Raw genomic sequence first — 15,105 nt, forward strand, 5'->3', positions numbered from 1 at the left:
TCCGCTCCAGCTCGCTCACCTTAACGTGAAGGAAGTTCCTACGTGGGCTTCTTTCGCACTCCTACCTATGATTTTGTCCTCAGTTGCTTCACCAACTCATTAGAAAAGAGGGTAAGGAATGAAAGATAAATCTAAATTGTCAATATGTCTTCTGATGGCAATGGGATTAGCTCTGACTTCAAACGGTATTTTTACATCTAAATCAAATGCGGCTAAGGCTATGTTCGCTGATTGGGAAACAAGTAAACAGACAAAGGAGGAGCTTGATATTTTTGAAAGCGCAACCAAATCCAACGCCAATGTTACAGGCTGGCAAGTGAAAGGAAAAGGGGTATTAAAGGAGACTTCAGAAGGAATCTTACTGACTTCACAGCCTAAAGAAAATGTGACAGCTATCTCCGAGACGGTATCCGATGATTTTATCTATGAAGCTGATGTCATGATCATGGATACGAGGTCAGATGCAACATTGTTGTTCCGTTCTAATGAGGACGGCTATAGCTCGTACATGCTCCAAATCATTCCGGACACAGGTCTGATTCGGTTAAGAGATTCAAGGAGTGGAGATGGGAGATTAAAGGAGGAGCGTAAAGTTTCTGTTGAAATGGGGCAGATCTATCATCTCAAAGTGAAGGCAGTGGGTTCCTCGCTAAAAGTATATTGGGGCAATCAGTATAAACCATTGATTGATGTTCAGGACAACTCGTATCAAAGAGGGAAACTGGGACTCCATGTATGGGATGGATCCGCCTTGTTTTCGAACATCATGGTGAGCGATCTGAATGGTAATCTGGGTACGGTAGTCGCAAGTAAGGGAAGTTGGCAGCCTGATATTAGCGGTAAAAGAGGGACGATAGCGCATGAGAGCAAAGCACAGCAAATCTATAATAAACAGGCAGCCGACATGGTGTATGAAGGGAATATTATCCTTCGTCCTAATTCTGTTGCAGCTCTTGCATTTCGTTCTTCCACTGATGGAGCTGAAGGATATGAAGCTACTCTTACGAAGGAAGGAGATCAGGTCCGTGTAAGTTTGACGAATACAAAAGGAACAGTAATTGCGAGTTCTCTACGTACTTATCCGAGTCAGATGGGAGCCAAACATCATGTGGAAATCAAGGCAAAGGGAGATCGAATTCAGGTCTTCCTGGACGGATACACTACGGCCGCAATTGACGTGAAAGATTCAACCTACCCGAATGGAAATACCGGAATCATCGTCAAAAAGGGGACGGCTTATTTCCAGGATACTTATGTGACGGAATTGGACCAATATTATAACGAAATATATCGCCCTCAGTATCACTACACACCAATACGTGGTTCAGCAAGTGATCCGAATGGACTTGTCTACTTCGAAGGAGAATATCATCTCTTCCATCAGGATGGAGGCACATGGGCGCATGCTGTCAGTAAAGATATGCTGAACTGGAAGCGGCTTCCGATTGCACTTCCGTGGAATGATCATGGACATATCTGGTCTGGATCGGCTGTTGCGGATATGACGAATGCATCCGGTTTATTCGGGGATTCAGGAGGCAAGGGCCTTATTGCATACTACACTTCCTTTAATCCGGATAGCCCGAATGGGAACCAGCGTATAGGTCTGGCTTACAGCAAAGACCAAGGTCGTACTTGGGAATATTCGAAGGATCGCCCGATCGTGATCGAAAACCCAGGTAAGAGCGGAGAAGACGCTGGGGATTGGGATTTCCGCGATCCGAAAGTAATCCATGATGACGAGAATAACCGATGGGTTATGGTTGTGTCCGGAGGAGATAATATTCATTTCTATACATCAACGAATTTACTTGACTGGACATTGACAGATCATTGGGGATACGGGGATTACGTCCGCGGAGGAGTATGGGAATGCCCTGATTTGTTCCAGCTTCCGGTAGACGGAACGTCACAAAAGAAGTGGGTTATGATGATCAGTACGGGAGCGAATCCAAAAACAGGCGGATCAGATGCCGAGTATTTTATCGGTGATTTAACAGCTGATGGTAAATTCGTGAACGATAATCCGGCGGGTAAAGTGCTAAGAACAGATTTTGGTAAAGAATTTTACGCTTCGATGTCTTTCGCTAACATGCCTGATCATTGCACAGTGATGATGGCGTGGATGACGAATTGGGATTATCCGTTCGCTTTCCCAACGTCGAATTGGAAAGGTGAACTAACCATTCCGAGAGAAGTATCATTGGTAACGACCAAAGATGGAATTCGGATGGTGCAAAGTCCAATTAAAGAATTGGAATCACTGCGTAAACCTTTGTATTCTGCTTCTAACAAGTCGGTGAGTCCTTCTTCCGGGAATCTGCTAAAAGGTATTATTTCTGGTGCTTACGAAATTGAAGCTGAAATTGAAATCCCTGAAGCCAGCACAGTGACCGAGTTTGGCTTTAACATTCGTGAGGGTGCAAATCAGAAGACGGTCGTGGGTTATAAGGCAAGCGATAGTAGTATGTTTGTGGACCGAACTGCATCCGGTGAAACGGATTTTTCCAGCCTTTTCAGCAAGAGACATGAAGCGCTTACACAAATGGAGAATAATCGAGTTAAGATGCGTATTCTTGTGGATGAGTCTTCCGTTGAAGTCTTTGGTAACGGCGGCAAAGTCGTCTTTTCAGATGTTATATTTCCGGATCCGGCTAGTAGAGCGATGAGTTTTTACGTGAAAGGCGGGAATGTGAACGTTGTTTCCTTGATAGTGTATCAACTTCAATCTGTCTGGAATGAGGACATTCCTGCAAAAGCTCAGATAAAGATGGATACGAGGGTTCGGGAACTGGGTATAGGGGAGTCGGATACACTGCAGGCAATGGTCGAGTATGGACCAGGTTTTGGTGTTCAACCGCTTAAGTGGGAGTCCAGTAATAAAGAAGTAATAGCCATAGACATGGTAGACAAATCACAGGCAGTTATTAAGGCGAAAAAAGAAGGGGAGTCCACGATCACCGTATCTACTCCGAATGGCAAAGCTTCCACTAGTGTGCTCGTTAAAGTCACAGGTGGCGAGTTCCGGACAAACCTGAGTGGATGGACTAAAGATCTGTCTGCTGCTTCATGGTTAGTTAGTGAAAATGGGATTCGTGGTAAATATTTTAGCGATGCGAATTATATCGCCAAAGAGAAAGCTGGAAATTTTACGTATGAAGCAGACATGATGCTTGGTGAAACAGGAGGGGCAGGTTCTATTTTGTTCAGGGCTAGCGAGGATGGTCGCAGTGGTTACTATCTGAATCTAGACCCTAACATGAAGGCGATCCGTCTGTTCTATAAAATCAACGGAGGATTTGAAGAACGGCAGGTTCTTGCGGAAGTACCCACTTTCATTCAGCCAGGTCAAACTTATAAGGTGAAAATAGAAGCGAATGGTCCGCATATTATAGTTCACGTGGATAGCCAAAAAGTCATAGATATAATGGATGGTACTTTTGCAGAAGGCCACTTTGGACTTCATGTATTTGGCGGCTACGCATTTTATCAAAACGTCAATGTGAGCAACGGCGATCCTGCAAACATCATCAAGTCCAGCCTTGTAAATACCGCAACACAAAAATCCATTTATACACTTAACCTTGTCAATGGGGAGTCCATTTCCTTGCAGGATTCAAGTACAGCTTCCACCCAAAAGTGGGTATTTGTTCCGACAGGCGATGAAGCAGGTTCGTATTCGATTCGTACTACGGCCGGTCAGACGCTTGATTTGGATATAGGGAAAAACAAACTTCAGCTGTATCATTACTTAGGGTACAACAACCAGCGTTGGGTCCTTCACCAGAACGAAGACGGATCTGTCCATATTACCTCGGTTCATCATCAAAAAGCGCTGGAAGTGTCGCAAGATGGGACCGAACTCTTCCTAAGTGAACTGAATCCATCTCTTGATCGACAAAAATGGATATTAGCGAAATAATAAAAATTTATTCCATGATGCCGTATCTCATAGATATTCCAATTATATTGGTTGGGATAGACTCAAAGAGGACGGCAACTGGGGGTTTTTATCAAAGCACAATACAGGGCCATCCGACAAAGGATGGCCTTTCAACAGAAAAAATTTTAGAAGTCTGTATTTGCATGATGCGGACCCTTAAGAGTGGGTTAGGTCAGTTTTTATGGAGTTTATTGTGTAAACAAGCTTATGCGGCCTTTTTTATTGTTATACAACCTTATGGATTTGGTTTGAAAGACAGACTCATTCTTTAAAATAGGGTGTAATCCCTCTTGAATATAGGTTCTCCACTAACTTGAAAAATTCTTCTGACGATAAATCCTTTTGACGTTGGAGCCAAAGACGAAATAAAGAAAGGGAAGTTGTCAGGTAAAACTCAATTAAGTATGGCGTTAAAGAATGGTTTTGCGGAACATTTAATTCTAATTGACCCAGTGCGATTTCTTTTTTTAAGTGTTTCAAAAAACGAGCACTTCCATAATCACCCAAAAGGGCATTAAGAACCAGGAGATGTTCTCTTTTGTCCAGACAATAGAGCGTATCTTGAACCGTATGCATCGATAGCTCTTTATTCGCCAATTCTTTTTTTATCTCATTTAATAAGTCATTTTCAACAGAGTCTAACAATTCGTAAATGTCAGTAAAGTATTGATAAAAGGTGCTGCGGTTATATCCTGACTTATTTGCAATTTCCTGAATCGAAATTTTCTCAATCGGCTTTTGGCTATATAACTCACAAAAAACTTCTACAAACTTTTGTCTTGTTTTCTCCGTTATTTCAGGTTGCTTTTTCATGTTTCCCTCCTACTTAGCAAATAAGAATATCATCCGACAAATACTAAAAAACTGATGGTTGATCAAGGAATAATAAAGATTTACAATCACATCATACAACATGTTGTCTGATAATAAAAAGAAATGTTAATAAGTAGAGGTGGTTTTAATGTCAGCAAAAAAAGATCGAATTTTAATTTTTGGTGCAGGTGTCATTGGGAGCATGTACGCAATTAAGTTTATTGAAGCAGGGTTTGACGTTACCCTGTTTGCACATTCTAATAGATTTAAATCATTAAGAGAAAATGGCCTGCAATATATAGAAAAAGGTACAGTTCGATCGATACAAGTGAATGTCATTGATACGCTCGAAAATGACGATGTATACGATTTTATCTTCGTTACCGTTCGTTATGATCGGTCTGAATCAGCGTTGTTAGCGCTAAAAGATAATCAAAGCAAAAATATAGTTACGATGACTAGTAATTCAATTGGATTTTCTTCGTGGCTGGATATCGTAGGGGATAGACTTTTACCAGCTTTCCCCGGCTTCGGCGGACAGATTAAAGATGGAGTATTGCATGCTCGATTTCTACCAAAGATTATAGTGGCAACTGTATTTGGAGAAATTAATGGTGTAGTGACAGAACGCATAGAAAACCTCGCAAAATTATTTAAAATAGCAAAGCTTCCCTACGTTATTAAAAAGGATATGCAGGCGTATCTAATCACACATTCCGTATCAGACATTGCGATGTTGAGCGTTTTGCATTCTGAGAATAAGATCATTGACAAAAAAACAGCCAGAACCAGAAAGACGGCACGCAAAATAACAGTCACTTTAAAAGCGTATCTAAGGGCAATACAAAAAGCTGGCGTTTCCATTGATCCACCAATGCTTATAATGGTGCTTAAATTTCCAAACTTATTTTTAGATCTTTTCTTTATGGCATGGCTACGAACTAAAATGGTTAGGGATATGATGTTGCCGGATTATGCGAATAATGCTAACAATGAGATTGTGCAGCTGCGTGATGATTTAATGAAATTTTTAAGTCTAAATGTAGAAAAATGACGAATAAAGTGATTGCTAACTGACTTATTGTGTGATATTATGGGTCCAGTAAACGTTTACATCAATAACGAATTGAATATTAGCAGTGTTTGGCTGTTACTGGTAAAGCAGGCATGACCAAAATGATTTTGCATTTTCCTTATGTGAGTAGGGGAAGGCATATCGTTTTGGTCTTTTTTATATCCAAATTCAGAAATGGGGCAAAGGTATGGATTATCGCAAGTTGGGACAAGAGATTACGGAATTGGTTGGAAAGAAGGATAATATCGCTCGGCTTACGCACTGCGCAACGCGACTTCGGTTTGAATTGCACGACATCTCCAAAGCGGAGACAGAAAAACTCAAAGCCCTTCCAGGCGTGATTACCGTTGTGAACAATGGTGGACAATACCAGGTTGTCGTGGGTAATGAGGTGCAGCAAGTCTATCGCGTTATCACTCAGCAGATGGGTTCAGCAACTGGGAATGGGGACTCCACATCGGATTCCGGCAAAAATAACGGACCAAAGCAAAAACAGAGCTGGATTTCCAGATTCATCAGCGTGATCTCGACAACATTTACTCCGGTAATACCGGCAATCATTGGCGCGGGTATGATCAAAGCGATATTAGCTGTACTTGTACTGACAGGTCTCGTAACGACGGAAAGCCAAAACTATTATATCCTTAACACCATTGCGGATGCGGCGTTTTATTTCATGCCCATTCTGCTGGCTTATGGAGCTTCCATCAAATTTGAGACAAGTCCAATTCTGGCGATGACGGTTGCTGGCGTGTTGTTACACCCGGGATGGAGCGCCCTGATGGCGGAAGGAAAAGACGTGTTTTTCATCGGTGTTCCAGTTCGATTAACCGACTATGCAGGCTCCGTACTGCCGATTATTATTGTCGTCTGGCTCATGTCCTATATTGAACGTTTCGCAGATCGGGTATCACCTTCCATGATCAAATTTTTCACAAAACCAATGCTTGTGCTATTGATTACAGCACCACTTGCATTGGTGGCAATCGGGCCTTTCGGAACGTATCTGAATGATCTGGTTGCGATGGGTGCAGAAGCGATTAATGCTAGAGCCAGCTGGCTGATTCCTTTGTTAATGGGTACTTTGCAACCGTTCCTGATCGTAACAGGTACCGCATGGGCCATGACGCCGATTGCAACTAGCCAACTGACTAAAAATGGATATGAAATGATCAACGGTCCGGGAATGCTCGCATCCAATATTGCGCAAGGTGGGGCTACGCTTGCTGTAGCCTTAAAAACAAAAAATAAAAAACTGAAACAGCTCGCTGCTTCATCCGGCTTCACCGCTGTACTGGGCATCACGGAACCATCCTTGTACGGCGTAACGCTTAAACTGAAGAAACCCTTGATTGCAGCAATGATTGGTGGTGGCGTAGCTGGGGTATACGCTGGTCTGACCGGATTAGTACGTTATGCCTTCGTTTCTCCGGGGCTTCCCGCGTTACCGGCTTTCATTGGCAGCAATCCGATGAACATCGTTCATGCCATTGTGACTTGTATAATCGCCTTTGTCGTTACCTTTGCTCTGACATGGATCATTGGTTTTGATGATCCAGTAGACGATGAGGAGGAAGGCAATAAGCAGGTTAACGATGACAAAGTGCTTTCTTCACAGCCTGTTAAAGACAACACCCCAGACACGCAGTCTGCTGTAACAACAAATGCAAATGTACCGAGCTCAAATGAATCAGGCCCAATTACGATCGCCAGCCCGATGCAAGGGGAATTAGTCCATCTGGACCGTGTACCAGACGATGTCTTCTCTTTGGGATTACTGGGTAATGGCGCTGCCATTATTCCTGCAAAAGGAGAACTGTGTGCACCAATCGCAGGTGAAGTTACGGCTTTCATGGACTCCAAACATGCGGTCAAATTAAAGGGTTATGATGGAGAAGAGGTACTCATTCATATTGGAGTGGATACCGTCAACCTGAAGGGGAGACATTTCGACTCTTCCATTAAAGTGGGGGACCGGGTACAACGGGGTGACTTGTTGATCCGCTTTGATATCGACGCCATCAAGGCGGAAGGTTATGAAGTCATAACCCCGATCATTATCGCCAATTCGGATCGTTTCCCGGACATTAAGCTGGAGAAGCAGAGTCCTGTGGAGGTTGGAGCGACCATTATCCACCTTTCGTAACAACCGTAATACGGTCCGTCATATATCTTGATCAACATTAAAATGAAGGAGTGCTTGAGATGTTATATCAACACATCAAACCATTCCCCAATGAATTTCTGTGGGGAGGCTCTACCTCGGCCTATCAAGTGGAGGGAGCCTGGAACGAAGATGGCAAAGGCCTGTCCGTGATCGATATGTGTGATCATCCGGCTGGAACCGCTGATTTCACGGTTGCGAGCGATCACTATCACCGATTCAAAGAAGACGTGAAGCTTTTTGCAGAACTGGGCCTCGAAGCGTATCGTTTTTCGATTGCATGGACTCGAATCTTGCCTTCAGGCACAGGGGCTGTTAATGAGAGAGGACTCGATTTTTATCACCAATTGATTGACGAATTGCTGCTCCATGGTATTGAACCGATCGTGACCATGTACCATTTCGACTTACCCTACGAGCTTGAGAAAACGGGAGGATGGAACAACCGGGAGACGATGGATGCCTTTGTCGAGTATGGGCGTATCTTGTTTGAGCATTACGGGCATAAAGTGAAATATTGGTTGACCATTAATGAGCAAAATACGATGATTCTCCATCCAGGTGCCATTGGTACACCAAAAGGCGGACGTTTGCCTTCCAGTAAGGAACTGTATCAGCAAAATCATCACATGTTTGTAGCTCAAGGCAGAACGATGCGACTATTCCATGATATGCTCCCGCACGGCAAGATCGGTCCTGCATTAAACATGACTTCCATGTACCAGGCAACCTCCAGACCAGCAGATGCAATCGCTGCACATAACTGGGAGACGATTCGTGGATGGGGGTTTCTCGACTTATCGGTGTGGGGACGGTATAATCCATTATTCTGGAGTTATTTGCAGGAACGTGGCATCGAGCCGGTTATTGAGCAGGGCGACATGGAGGACATCAAGGCAGGCCGCCCGGATCTTGTAGCAATCAACTATTACTCGACGGCAACCATTGCCGCCAGTACGGGCGATGCGTCGGATGTTACACCTCGTGCAGGTGATCAGCAAATTATGCTTGGCGAGCAGGGAGTCTACCGGGCCGCGGAGAATCCTTATACGGAAAAAACGAAATATGGCTGGGTCATAGATCCGGTTGGTCTTAGGTTAACATTGCGTAAAGTATATGAACGATACGGTCTCCCGGTTTTAATTACGGAAAATGGCATAGGAGCTCCGGATGTACTGGAAGCAGATCACACGGTTAACGACACGTACCGGATTGATTTTATCGAGAAACACCTGGAACAGATCAGACTGGCTCTGACGGATGGGGTGGATGTGATTGGTTATTGCCCTTGGTCCGTTATTGACGTGGTAAGCACTCATCAAGGTTATGGGAAACGTTATGGAATGATCTATGTAAACCGCGGTGAACAGGATCTGAAAGACTTGAAGCGCTTGAAGAAGAAAAGCTTCTCGTGGTATCAGGAGGTCATTAAACAGAATGGCAGATGTATCGGAATTTCGGATCAGGCGGTCACGAAAGAATAAAGGATCGTGATGAATGCATGAGAGTAATCAAAATATTGAATAACAGCTTGCTTCTGACCAAAGATGAACAGGGGCAAGAGATGATTGTCATGGGAAAAGGTTTGGCCTTCAAAGGCAAAGTCGGCGAGCGTCTCGAAGAGGAGCACATCCAGAAACGATTCATTTTACAAAATAATCCGTCTGCCCAGGCTTACGTACGAACCATCGAAAACATGCCGGAATCACATGTGAATGTCATTAACAAACTGATTTCCAATGCAAAAGAAAAGCTCTCACTCGACGATCAAATCTTTTTTACACTTATGGATCACTTGTCGTTTGCCATTGAACGATGGAAAAAAGGTGTATCATTACAGAATCGCATGTTATGGGAGATCCAGAGGTTTCATCCTGTCGAATTCGAACTGGGGGTTCAAGCCGTTCAGATGCTGAATTCAGAACTGGGTATTGAACTGCCCGAAGAAGAAGCAGGGAATATCGCTTTTCATTTCGTGAATGCCCAAACACATGAGCAGAATATGGAGCGCACGATGCAATCCGTTAAAATGTTAAAAGATATTTTTAACCTGATTCAATACACCTTTGATATGCAATTGAACAAAAATTCCATCCATTATGTCAGACTCGTCACACACCTGCAATTTTTCATCCAGCGTTTACAAGAAGGCCGCCTGGGCAATTCGCCGAAAGATTTCATCTTTCAGCACATGGTGAAGGAGCATCCACTTGAATACAAATGCGCGGAAATGATCAAAACCTACGTGCAAAACATGTTGGATATCTCCATATCGAACGAGGAATTATTATATTTGATGATTCACATTGCTCGAATTGTGCAGGAGGAGCAGGGTGACGAAGTTTAGGACGTTTCTTCAAACCCAAACAAAGCCATTCCCTGGGGACAGCAAGGAGATGACTTTTGGAACCCAGAAATGCTCATGTTGTGATTGAACCAAGTGTCCCAAGTGAGCTCGAAAAAAAAGGATATAAAATTGAACGAATTTATTAACTTGGTCCACAGGAAGTTATAAAATTTGTAGCTGCTGCGGTTTTTATTTTGGGGTAGAATATTGGACAGAAGAATCACATTTAAGAGACGAACCGATGTCGCGGGCAAGAACATTGTTCCATTGAAAGTCGCTATTTTAGCGGCTTTCGTATTATCAGGTTAGCCAGTAATTACTGATTAACCTGATTAACTGGCATTTCATTAGCTTATTAATTCAGATGCAATAAGCTCCAAAACAATCGTCTCTCTTTCAATAGAAAACCCCATAGAATCCTCTTTATTCAATATCACCTGTCGATTATGCAAGATAGCCTGATGAATGTCGATCCAGACAGCAGACATACCATTGTTCATTTCATAATCTTCGAGTTTGGCTTCACCGAGTTGTTCATGAATGTTGCAAACATAATAATAAGATAACATATGAATCAGATCATATTCGGGTTTGTAATGGGGACGATACTCTTCAATGTAGCCGAACTCGCTTGTCACCTCAACCTGGGTAGCACCGGTTTCTTCGGCAATTTCTCTTCTTAGCCCACGAAGTAGGTCCTCATCCGCTTCCACACCACCTCCGGGAAAACTGTAGTCATTGTATCTACGGGTATAGAGTAGCAGAATCTCAGAACCACGCATAATAATGCCACGTGCTGCTTTTCGTTCAAACATTCGGCCATTTAGGTCAGGTGTATCGGGATGAATTAACTTTTGAATCATTCTCATTGTTTAGACTTCCTTTACTTGAATAGGTTGTGAAATGCTATGAATGGAAGAGAAAATCACAGGAGTACGTTTTAATTGTGAATAAAAGAAGTTCTGAAGTACTTCTGAGATTTTATGTTCCCAGATTTCACAGCGGGCTTCTTTTTTCTGCTCTAGTCCATATAGTGCGGATTTCAAATGCGATTCTGCTGTTTTCATCAGTTCGTTAGCATCACGGATATAAACAAGTCCCCGGCTAATCAGGTCGGGACCCGATATCATTTGGCATGTCTCATTGTTCAAGACAAGTGCAACAATAAGTACACCATCCTTAGCCAATCCATTGCGTTCATCAATGAGTTCAGGCTCATGCCTCTCAACTTTTCCACGTATCACAAATGATGATCCCGAAGGGAGACTTCTTCCTTTTCGAGCATGATATTTAGTAATGAGGAGAGGCTCTCCAATATTCAATACATAGATTCTGTTGGAGGGTATTCCAACTTGCTCAGCTAATTTTTGATGGCTTACCAGCATTCGATATTCTCCATGGATCGGTATGAAATATTTGGGACGCATGGTCCGTATCATCAGTTTTAAATCTTCCCGTGATCCATGCCCGGAAGTATGAATGTCATACTCCGCTCCGTAGATGACAGCGGCTCCAGAACGCATCAGCATGTCTATGTTTCGATTGACTTGAATTACGTTACCAGGAATGGGAGAAGAAGAAAAGACAACCGTATCTCCTGGGAATATTTGAATGTGACGGTGGGAGCCGGATGCAATACGGGTTAATGCTGCATTAGGCTCTCCTTGACTACCCGTGCATAAAATGATGACTTGATGATGTGGAACGGAGTGGATTTCCTTCATATCCATTAGCATACCTTGAGGTACATGAAGGTGTCCAAGTTCTTGACCGATGGAGAATATTTTTTCCATGCTACGACCCAATATTAAAATTCTCCGATCACACTCCGAAGCAGCATGAATAACTTGTTGTAACCTGTGGACATTGGACGCGAAAGTTGCAAACAAAATTCGGCCTTCACATTGCTGGATTAATTCCAAAACAGACTGACCCACTGTATGTTCTGAAAGGGATTGACCTTCACGTTCACTGTTTGTACTATCAGACAGCAAAGCAAGTACACCTTTTTCACCTAACTGCATCATTTTATGAATATCCGCTGTCGTTCCTTCAGGTGTCATATCAAATTTGAAGTCAGCTGTGTGCACAATAGAACCATAGGGTGTATCTACAACGATACCAAACGTATCGGGTATGCTGTGTATTGTTCGGAAAAAATGAACAGAAAGATGCTGAAATGATACTCGTTCGTGATCCTGAATTGTATGATACTCTACTGAATTCGTTAACTTGTGCTCTTCCAACTTGGCTTTGACCAAGCCAAGCGTCAGTGCACCGCCATAGATTGGAAACGAAAGATGTCTGAGCAAGTAGGGGATAGCACCAATATGATCTTCATGTCCATGGGTAAGGAAAAGAGCTTTGATCTGTTGAGGTTTATCCAGCAAATAACTTATATCAGGAATAATGTAATCTACACCGTTCATATGGGCATCCGGGAATTTCAGACCGGCGTCAATTAAAATGATTTCATTTTTATATTCAATCCCATACATGTTCTTTCCAATTTCCCCGAGACCTCCAAGCGCAAAAATACGTACAGCAGGAGGACGATAGCGTGATGTTTTTTGTGCTTTTTGAGTCTTTAATAAGGAGTGTTCCAAGATTTTCTCCCCTCCAGTCAACATTTAAATGATCTAATCTAATTTCTTCATAAAAAGAAGCGAGACCCCTGCAAATTGCAGAGGCCCCTGTGCTTCATATCCATCGTTTATTTCACAATCATGACTGGACAATGAGCCCTCTTGACGACTTTATGACTTACACTTCCAAGTACGAATTCCTGTAAAGAGTTCAACCCCCGGCTACCGATTATGAGCAGATCAACGCTGTTCTTATTCGCGTAATCAACAATCGTAGGGCCGGGATCTCCATTTACAAAGGTAACTCGATGTTTTACATTTTTCTGGGTAAGCTCTTGTTGAACAGGGATTAGTTTCTGTTTACGTTTCAGTTCAATCTCCTCATGATTTTGAGAATGGAGAACTTCCTCTTTGACCTTGGATAGGTCTACAACAAACAGAATCTCGACTTCAGCATCAGGGACCAATGATGTAATATAAGCGGCTTCTTTCGCTGCACGAATGGCATTATTAGAACCATCTGCAGCAAGTAGAATATGTTGATACATATTATTCGCTCCTATCTCAATGTGATTTTAACTGTGCATTTGGATCATGATGCACCGCTAATGTATGGATGAGTTTTTCACTAGAGGTATTCAGCCCTTTAATCGTGACACGGTTATGATTCTCCCGATATCTAATGACCACTTTATCGACAGCGCCTACACCTGAATCATCCCAGATGTGTGCATTCGAGAAATCAATGATAATATCCGAATCAGCAATCTCGAAGTCAAAAGCCTCGATAAACCCTTCCACTGAAGCAAAGAACAATTGACCCGTCACATCAAATCTTACGTTTTTCTCCGTGGAGAGATGCTTCACATGAACCTTCGAAATTTTGGAAGCAAAGAATATGGCACTAAGAATGACGCCGACAATGACACCCAGTGCAAGGTTATCCGTTGCCACAACAACAATAACGGTGACTAGCATAACCAGTGCATCACTTTTAGGTGCTTTTCGAAGATAAGAGAAGGAAGACCAGTCAAATGTTCCGACGGCTACCATGATCATGATCCCGGCGAGTACAGGCATAGGGATCTGAACAACGACACCGCCAAGTACAAGGATAAGGAACATGAGGAATACGCCTGCCACGAGTGTGGATAATCTCCCTCGCCCGCCAGACTTGACGTTGATCACAGATTGTCCAATCATGGCACAGCCTGCCATTCCGCCGAAGAAACCGGTAATGACGTTGGCAATTCCTTGTCCGCGAGCTTCTTTGTTTTTGTTACTGTTCGTTCCCGTCATATCATCCACGATGGAAGCCGTCAGCAGGGATTCAACCAATCCTACAATCGCCAGTGAAACCGAATAAGGGAATATAATTTGCAATGTTTCGATATTAAAAGGAATATCGGGAATAAAGAACGAGGGCAGAGATTGCGTGATAATCCCTAGCTCTCCAACCGTTCCTAAATTCAGGTTGCCCCAAATGGCAGCTGCTGTTAGAACCACAATGGCAATGAGAGGTGCTGGAATGGCTTTGAAGAATCGGGGTAAAACATATACAATAAGTAAGGTAACTGCAACGAAAATGTAGGTCAGTGTGGATATGCCTACAAAATGAGGAACTTGTGCCATGAATATCAGAATAGCGAGAGCATTCACAAAGCCGATCATGACAGCCCTCGGGATGAATTTCATCAGTTTACCGATCTTGAATACGCCAAAAAGCAATTGGATAACGCCAGTGAGAATAGTGGCAGCCAGCAAATACTGAACGCCATGCTCCTTGACCAGAGGAACCATTAGTAAGGCCATAGCTCCGGTAGCAGCAGATATCATCCCTGGCCGGCCACCAATAAATGAGATGATGACAGCAATGCAAAACGACGCATACAAACCCACCATAGGGTCTACACCAGCAATAATGGAAAATGCAATGGCTTCGGGGATGAGTGCCAATGCTACTACAATCCCTGCTAATATGTCCCCTCGAATATTAGAGAACCAATCTGTCTTAATCCGTTCAATCACGTGTACGTCCACTCCTTATCTTTTTTTATGACTCTTACTCGACTAAAAGTCATATCCGGTTGAAGTACATTGATCTTATCACGAACAGTTCCAAAATGGAACCTTTTCGGTTCTTTATTTGTGTTATAATTTATTAAAGTCATTCGCAGT

The 15,105-nt window shown here is 43.0% G+C and carries 10 protein-coding genes; 5 read left to right on the top strand and 5 right to left on the bottom strand.

What is annotated here, in order from left to right; translation table 11 throughout:
• The first annotated feature begins 118 nt into the window (after positions 1 to 118).
• The gene (locus AC1S8V_RS15595) at positions 119 to 3,922 is read left to right on the top strand and encodes a GH32 C-terminal domain-containing protein (RefSeq protein WP_482069796.1); all 3,804 of its coding nucleotides are present in this window, start codon (positions 119 to 121) and stop codon (positions 3,920 to 3,922) included.
• 282 nt (positions 3,923 to 4,204) lie between these two features.
• Here the strand turns inward: AC1S8V_RS15595 and AC1S8V_RS15600 are convergent, their stop codons facing one another.
• Positions 4,205 to 4,756, bottom strand: a complete 552-nt coding sequence (locus AC1S8V_RS15600) for a TetR/AcrR family transcriptional regulator (RefSeq protein ID WP_482069797.1) — start codon at positions 4,754 to 4,756, stop codon at positions 4,205 to 4,207.
• A gap of 148 nt (positions 4,757 to 4,904) precedes the next feature.
• Between AC1S8V_RS15600 and AC1S8V_RS15605 the strand changes: the two genes are divergently transcribed.
• From AC1S8V_RS15605 to licT, 4 genes are all read left to right on the top strand, one after another.
• Complete coding sequence (locus tag AC1S8V_RS15605; RefSeq protein ID WP_482069798.1) at positions 4,905 to 5,810, top strand: ketopantoate reductase family protein; 906 nt, start codon at positions 4,905 to 4,907, stop codon at positions 5,808 to 5,810.
• A gap of 208 nt (positions 5,811 to 6,018) precedes the next feature.
• Positions 6,019 to 7,977, top strand: coding sequence for a beta-glucoside-specific PTS transporter subunit IIABC (locus AC1S8V_RS15610; RefSeq protein ID WP_482069799.1), 1,959 nt, complete (start codon positions 6,019 to 6,021; stop codon positions 7,975 to 7,977).
• 59 nt (positions 7,978 to 8,036) lie between these two features.
• Positions 8,037 to 9,479, top strand: a complete 1,443-nt coding sequence (locus AC1S8V_RS15615; RefSeq protein WP_482069800.1) for a glycoside hydrolase family 1 protein — start codon at positions 8,037 to 8,039, stop codon at positions 9,477 to 9,479.
• 17 nt (positions 9,480 to 9,496) lie between these two features.
• Positions 9,497 to 10,342, top strand: coding sequence for a BglG family transcription antiterminator LicT (licT, locus tag AC1S8V_RS15620; protein ID WP_482069801.1), 846 nt, complete (start codon positions 9,497 to 9,499; stop codon positions 10,340 to 10,342).
• Positions 10,343 to 10,689: 347 nt separating this feature from the next.
• Here the strand turns inward: licT and AC1S8V_RS15625 are convergent, their stop codons facing one another.
• The 4 genes from AC1S8V_RS15625 to AC1S8V_RS15640 form a co-directional block, all read right to left on the bottom strand.
• Positions 10,690 to 11,211, bottom strand: a complete 522-nt coding sequence (locus tag AC1S8V_RS15625) for an NUDIX domain-containing protein (RefSeq protein ID WP_482069802.1) — start codon at positions 11,209 to 11,211, stop codon at positions 10,690 to 10,692.
• Positions 11,212 to 11,214: 3 nt separating this feature from the next.
• Complete coding sequence (locus AC1S8V_RS15630) at positions 11,215 to 12,948, bottom strand: ribonuclease J (RefSeq protein ID WP_482069803.1); 1,734 nt, start codon at positions 12,946 to 12,948, stop codon at positions 11,215 to 11,217.
• A gap of 107 nt (positions 12,949 to 13,055) precedes the next feature.
• Entirely contained in the window at positions 13,056 to 13,475 is a 420-nt protein-coding gene (locus tag AC1S8V_RS15635) for a universal stress protein (RefSeq protein WP_482069804.1), read from the bottom strand.
• A gap of 16 nt (positions 13,476 to 13,491) precedes the next feature.
• The gene (locus AC1S8V_RS15640; RefSeq protein ID WP_482069805.1) at positions 13,492 to 14,955 is read right to left on the bottom strand and encodes a SulP family inorganic anion transporter; all 1,464 of its coding nucleotides are present in this window, start codon (positions 14,953 to 14,955) and stop codon (positions 13,492 to 13,494) included.
• Between the last annotated feature and the right edge of the window lie 150 nt (positions 14,956 to 15,105).

It is taken from the genome of Paenibacillus sp. B46(2026) (genome assembly GCF_056786355.1).

Bases quoted from the DNA above. Each gene is read 5' to 3' on its own strand.
- AC1S8V_RS15605 (WP_482069798.1), top strand. From the start codon at position 4,905: ATGTCAGCAAAAAAAGATCGAATTTTAATTTTTGGTGCAGGTGTCATT.
- AC1S8V_RS15600 (WP_482069797.1), bottom strand. From the start codon at position 4,756: ATGAAAAAGCAACCTGAAATAACGGAGAAAACAAGACAAAAGTTTGTA.
- AC1S8V_RS15635 (WP_482069804.1), bottom strand. From the start codon at position 13,475: ATGTATCAACATATTCTACTTGCTGCAGATGGTTCTAATAATGCCATT.
- AC1S8V_RS15610 (WP_482069799.1), top strand. From the start codon at position 6,019: ATGGATTATCGCAAGTTGGGACAAGAGATTACGGAATTGGTTGGAAAG.
- AC1S8V_RS15595 (WP_482069796.1), top strand. From the start codon at position 119: ATGAAAGATAAATCTAAATTGTCAATATGTCTTCTGATGGCAATGGGA.
- licT (WP_482069801.1), top strand. From the start codon at position 9,497: ATGAGAGTAATCAAAATATTGAATAACAGCTTGCTTCTGACCAAAGAT.
- AC1S8V_RS15625 (WP_482069802.1), bottom strand. From the start codon at position 11,211: ATGAGAATGATTCAAAAGTTAATTCATCCCGATACACCTGACCTAAAT.
- AC1S8V_RS15615 (WP_482069800.1), top strand. From the start codon at position 8,037: ATGTTATATCAACACATCAAACCATTCCCCAATGAATTTCTGTGGGGA.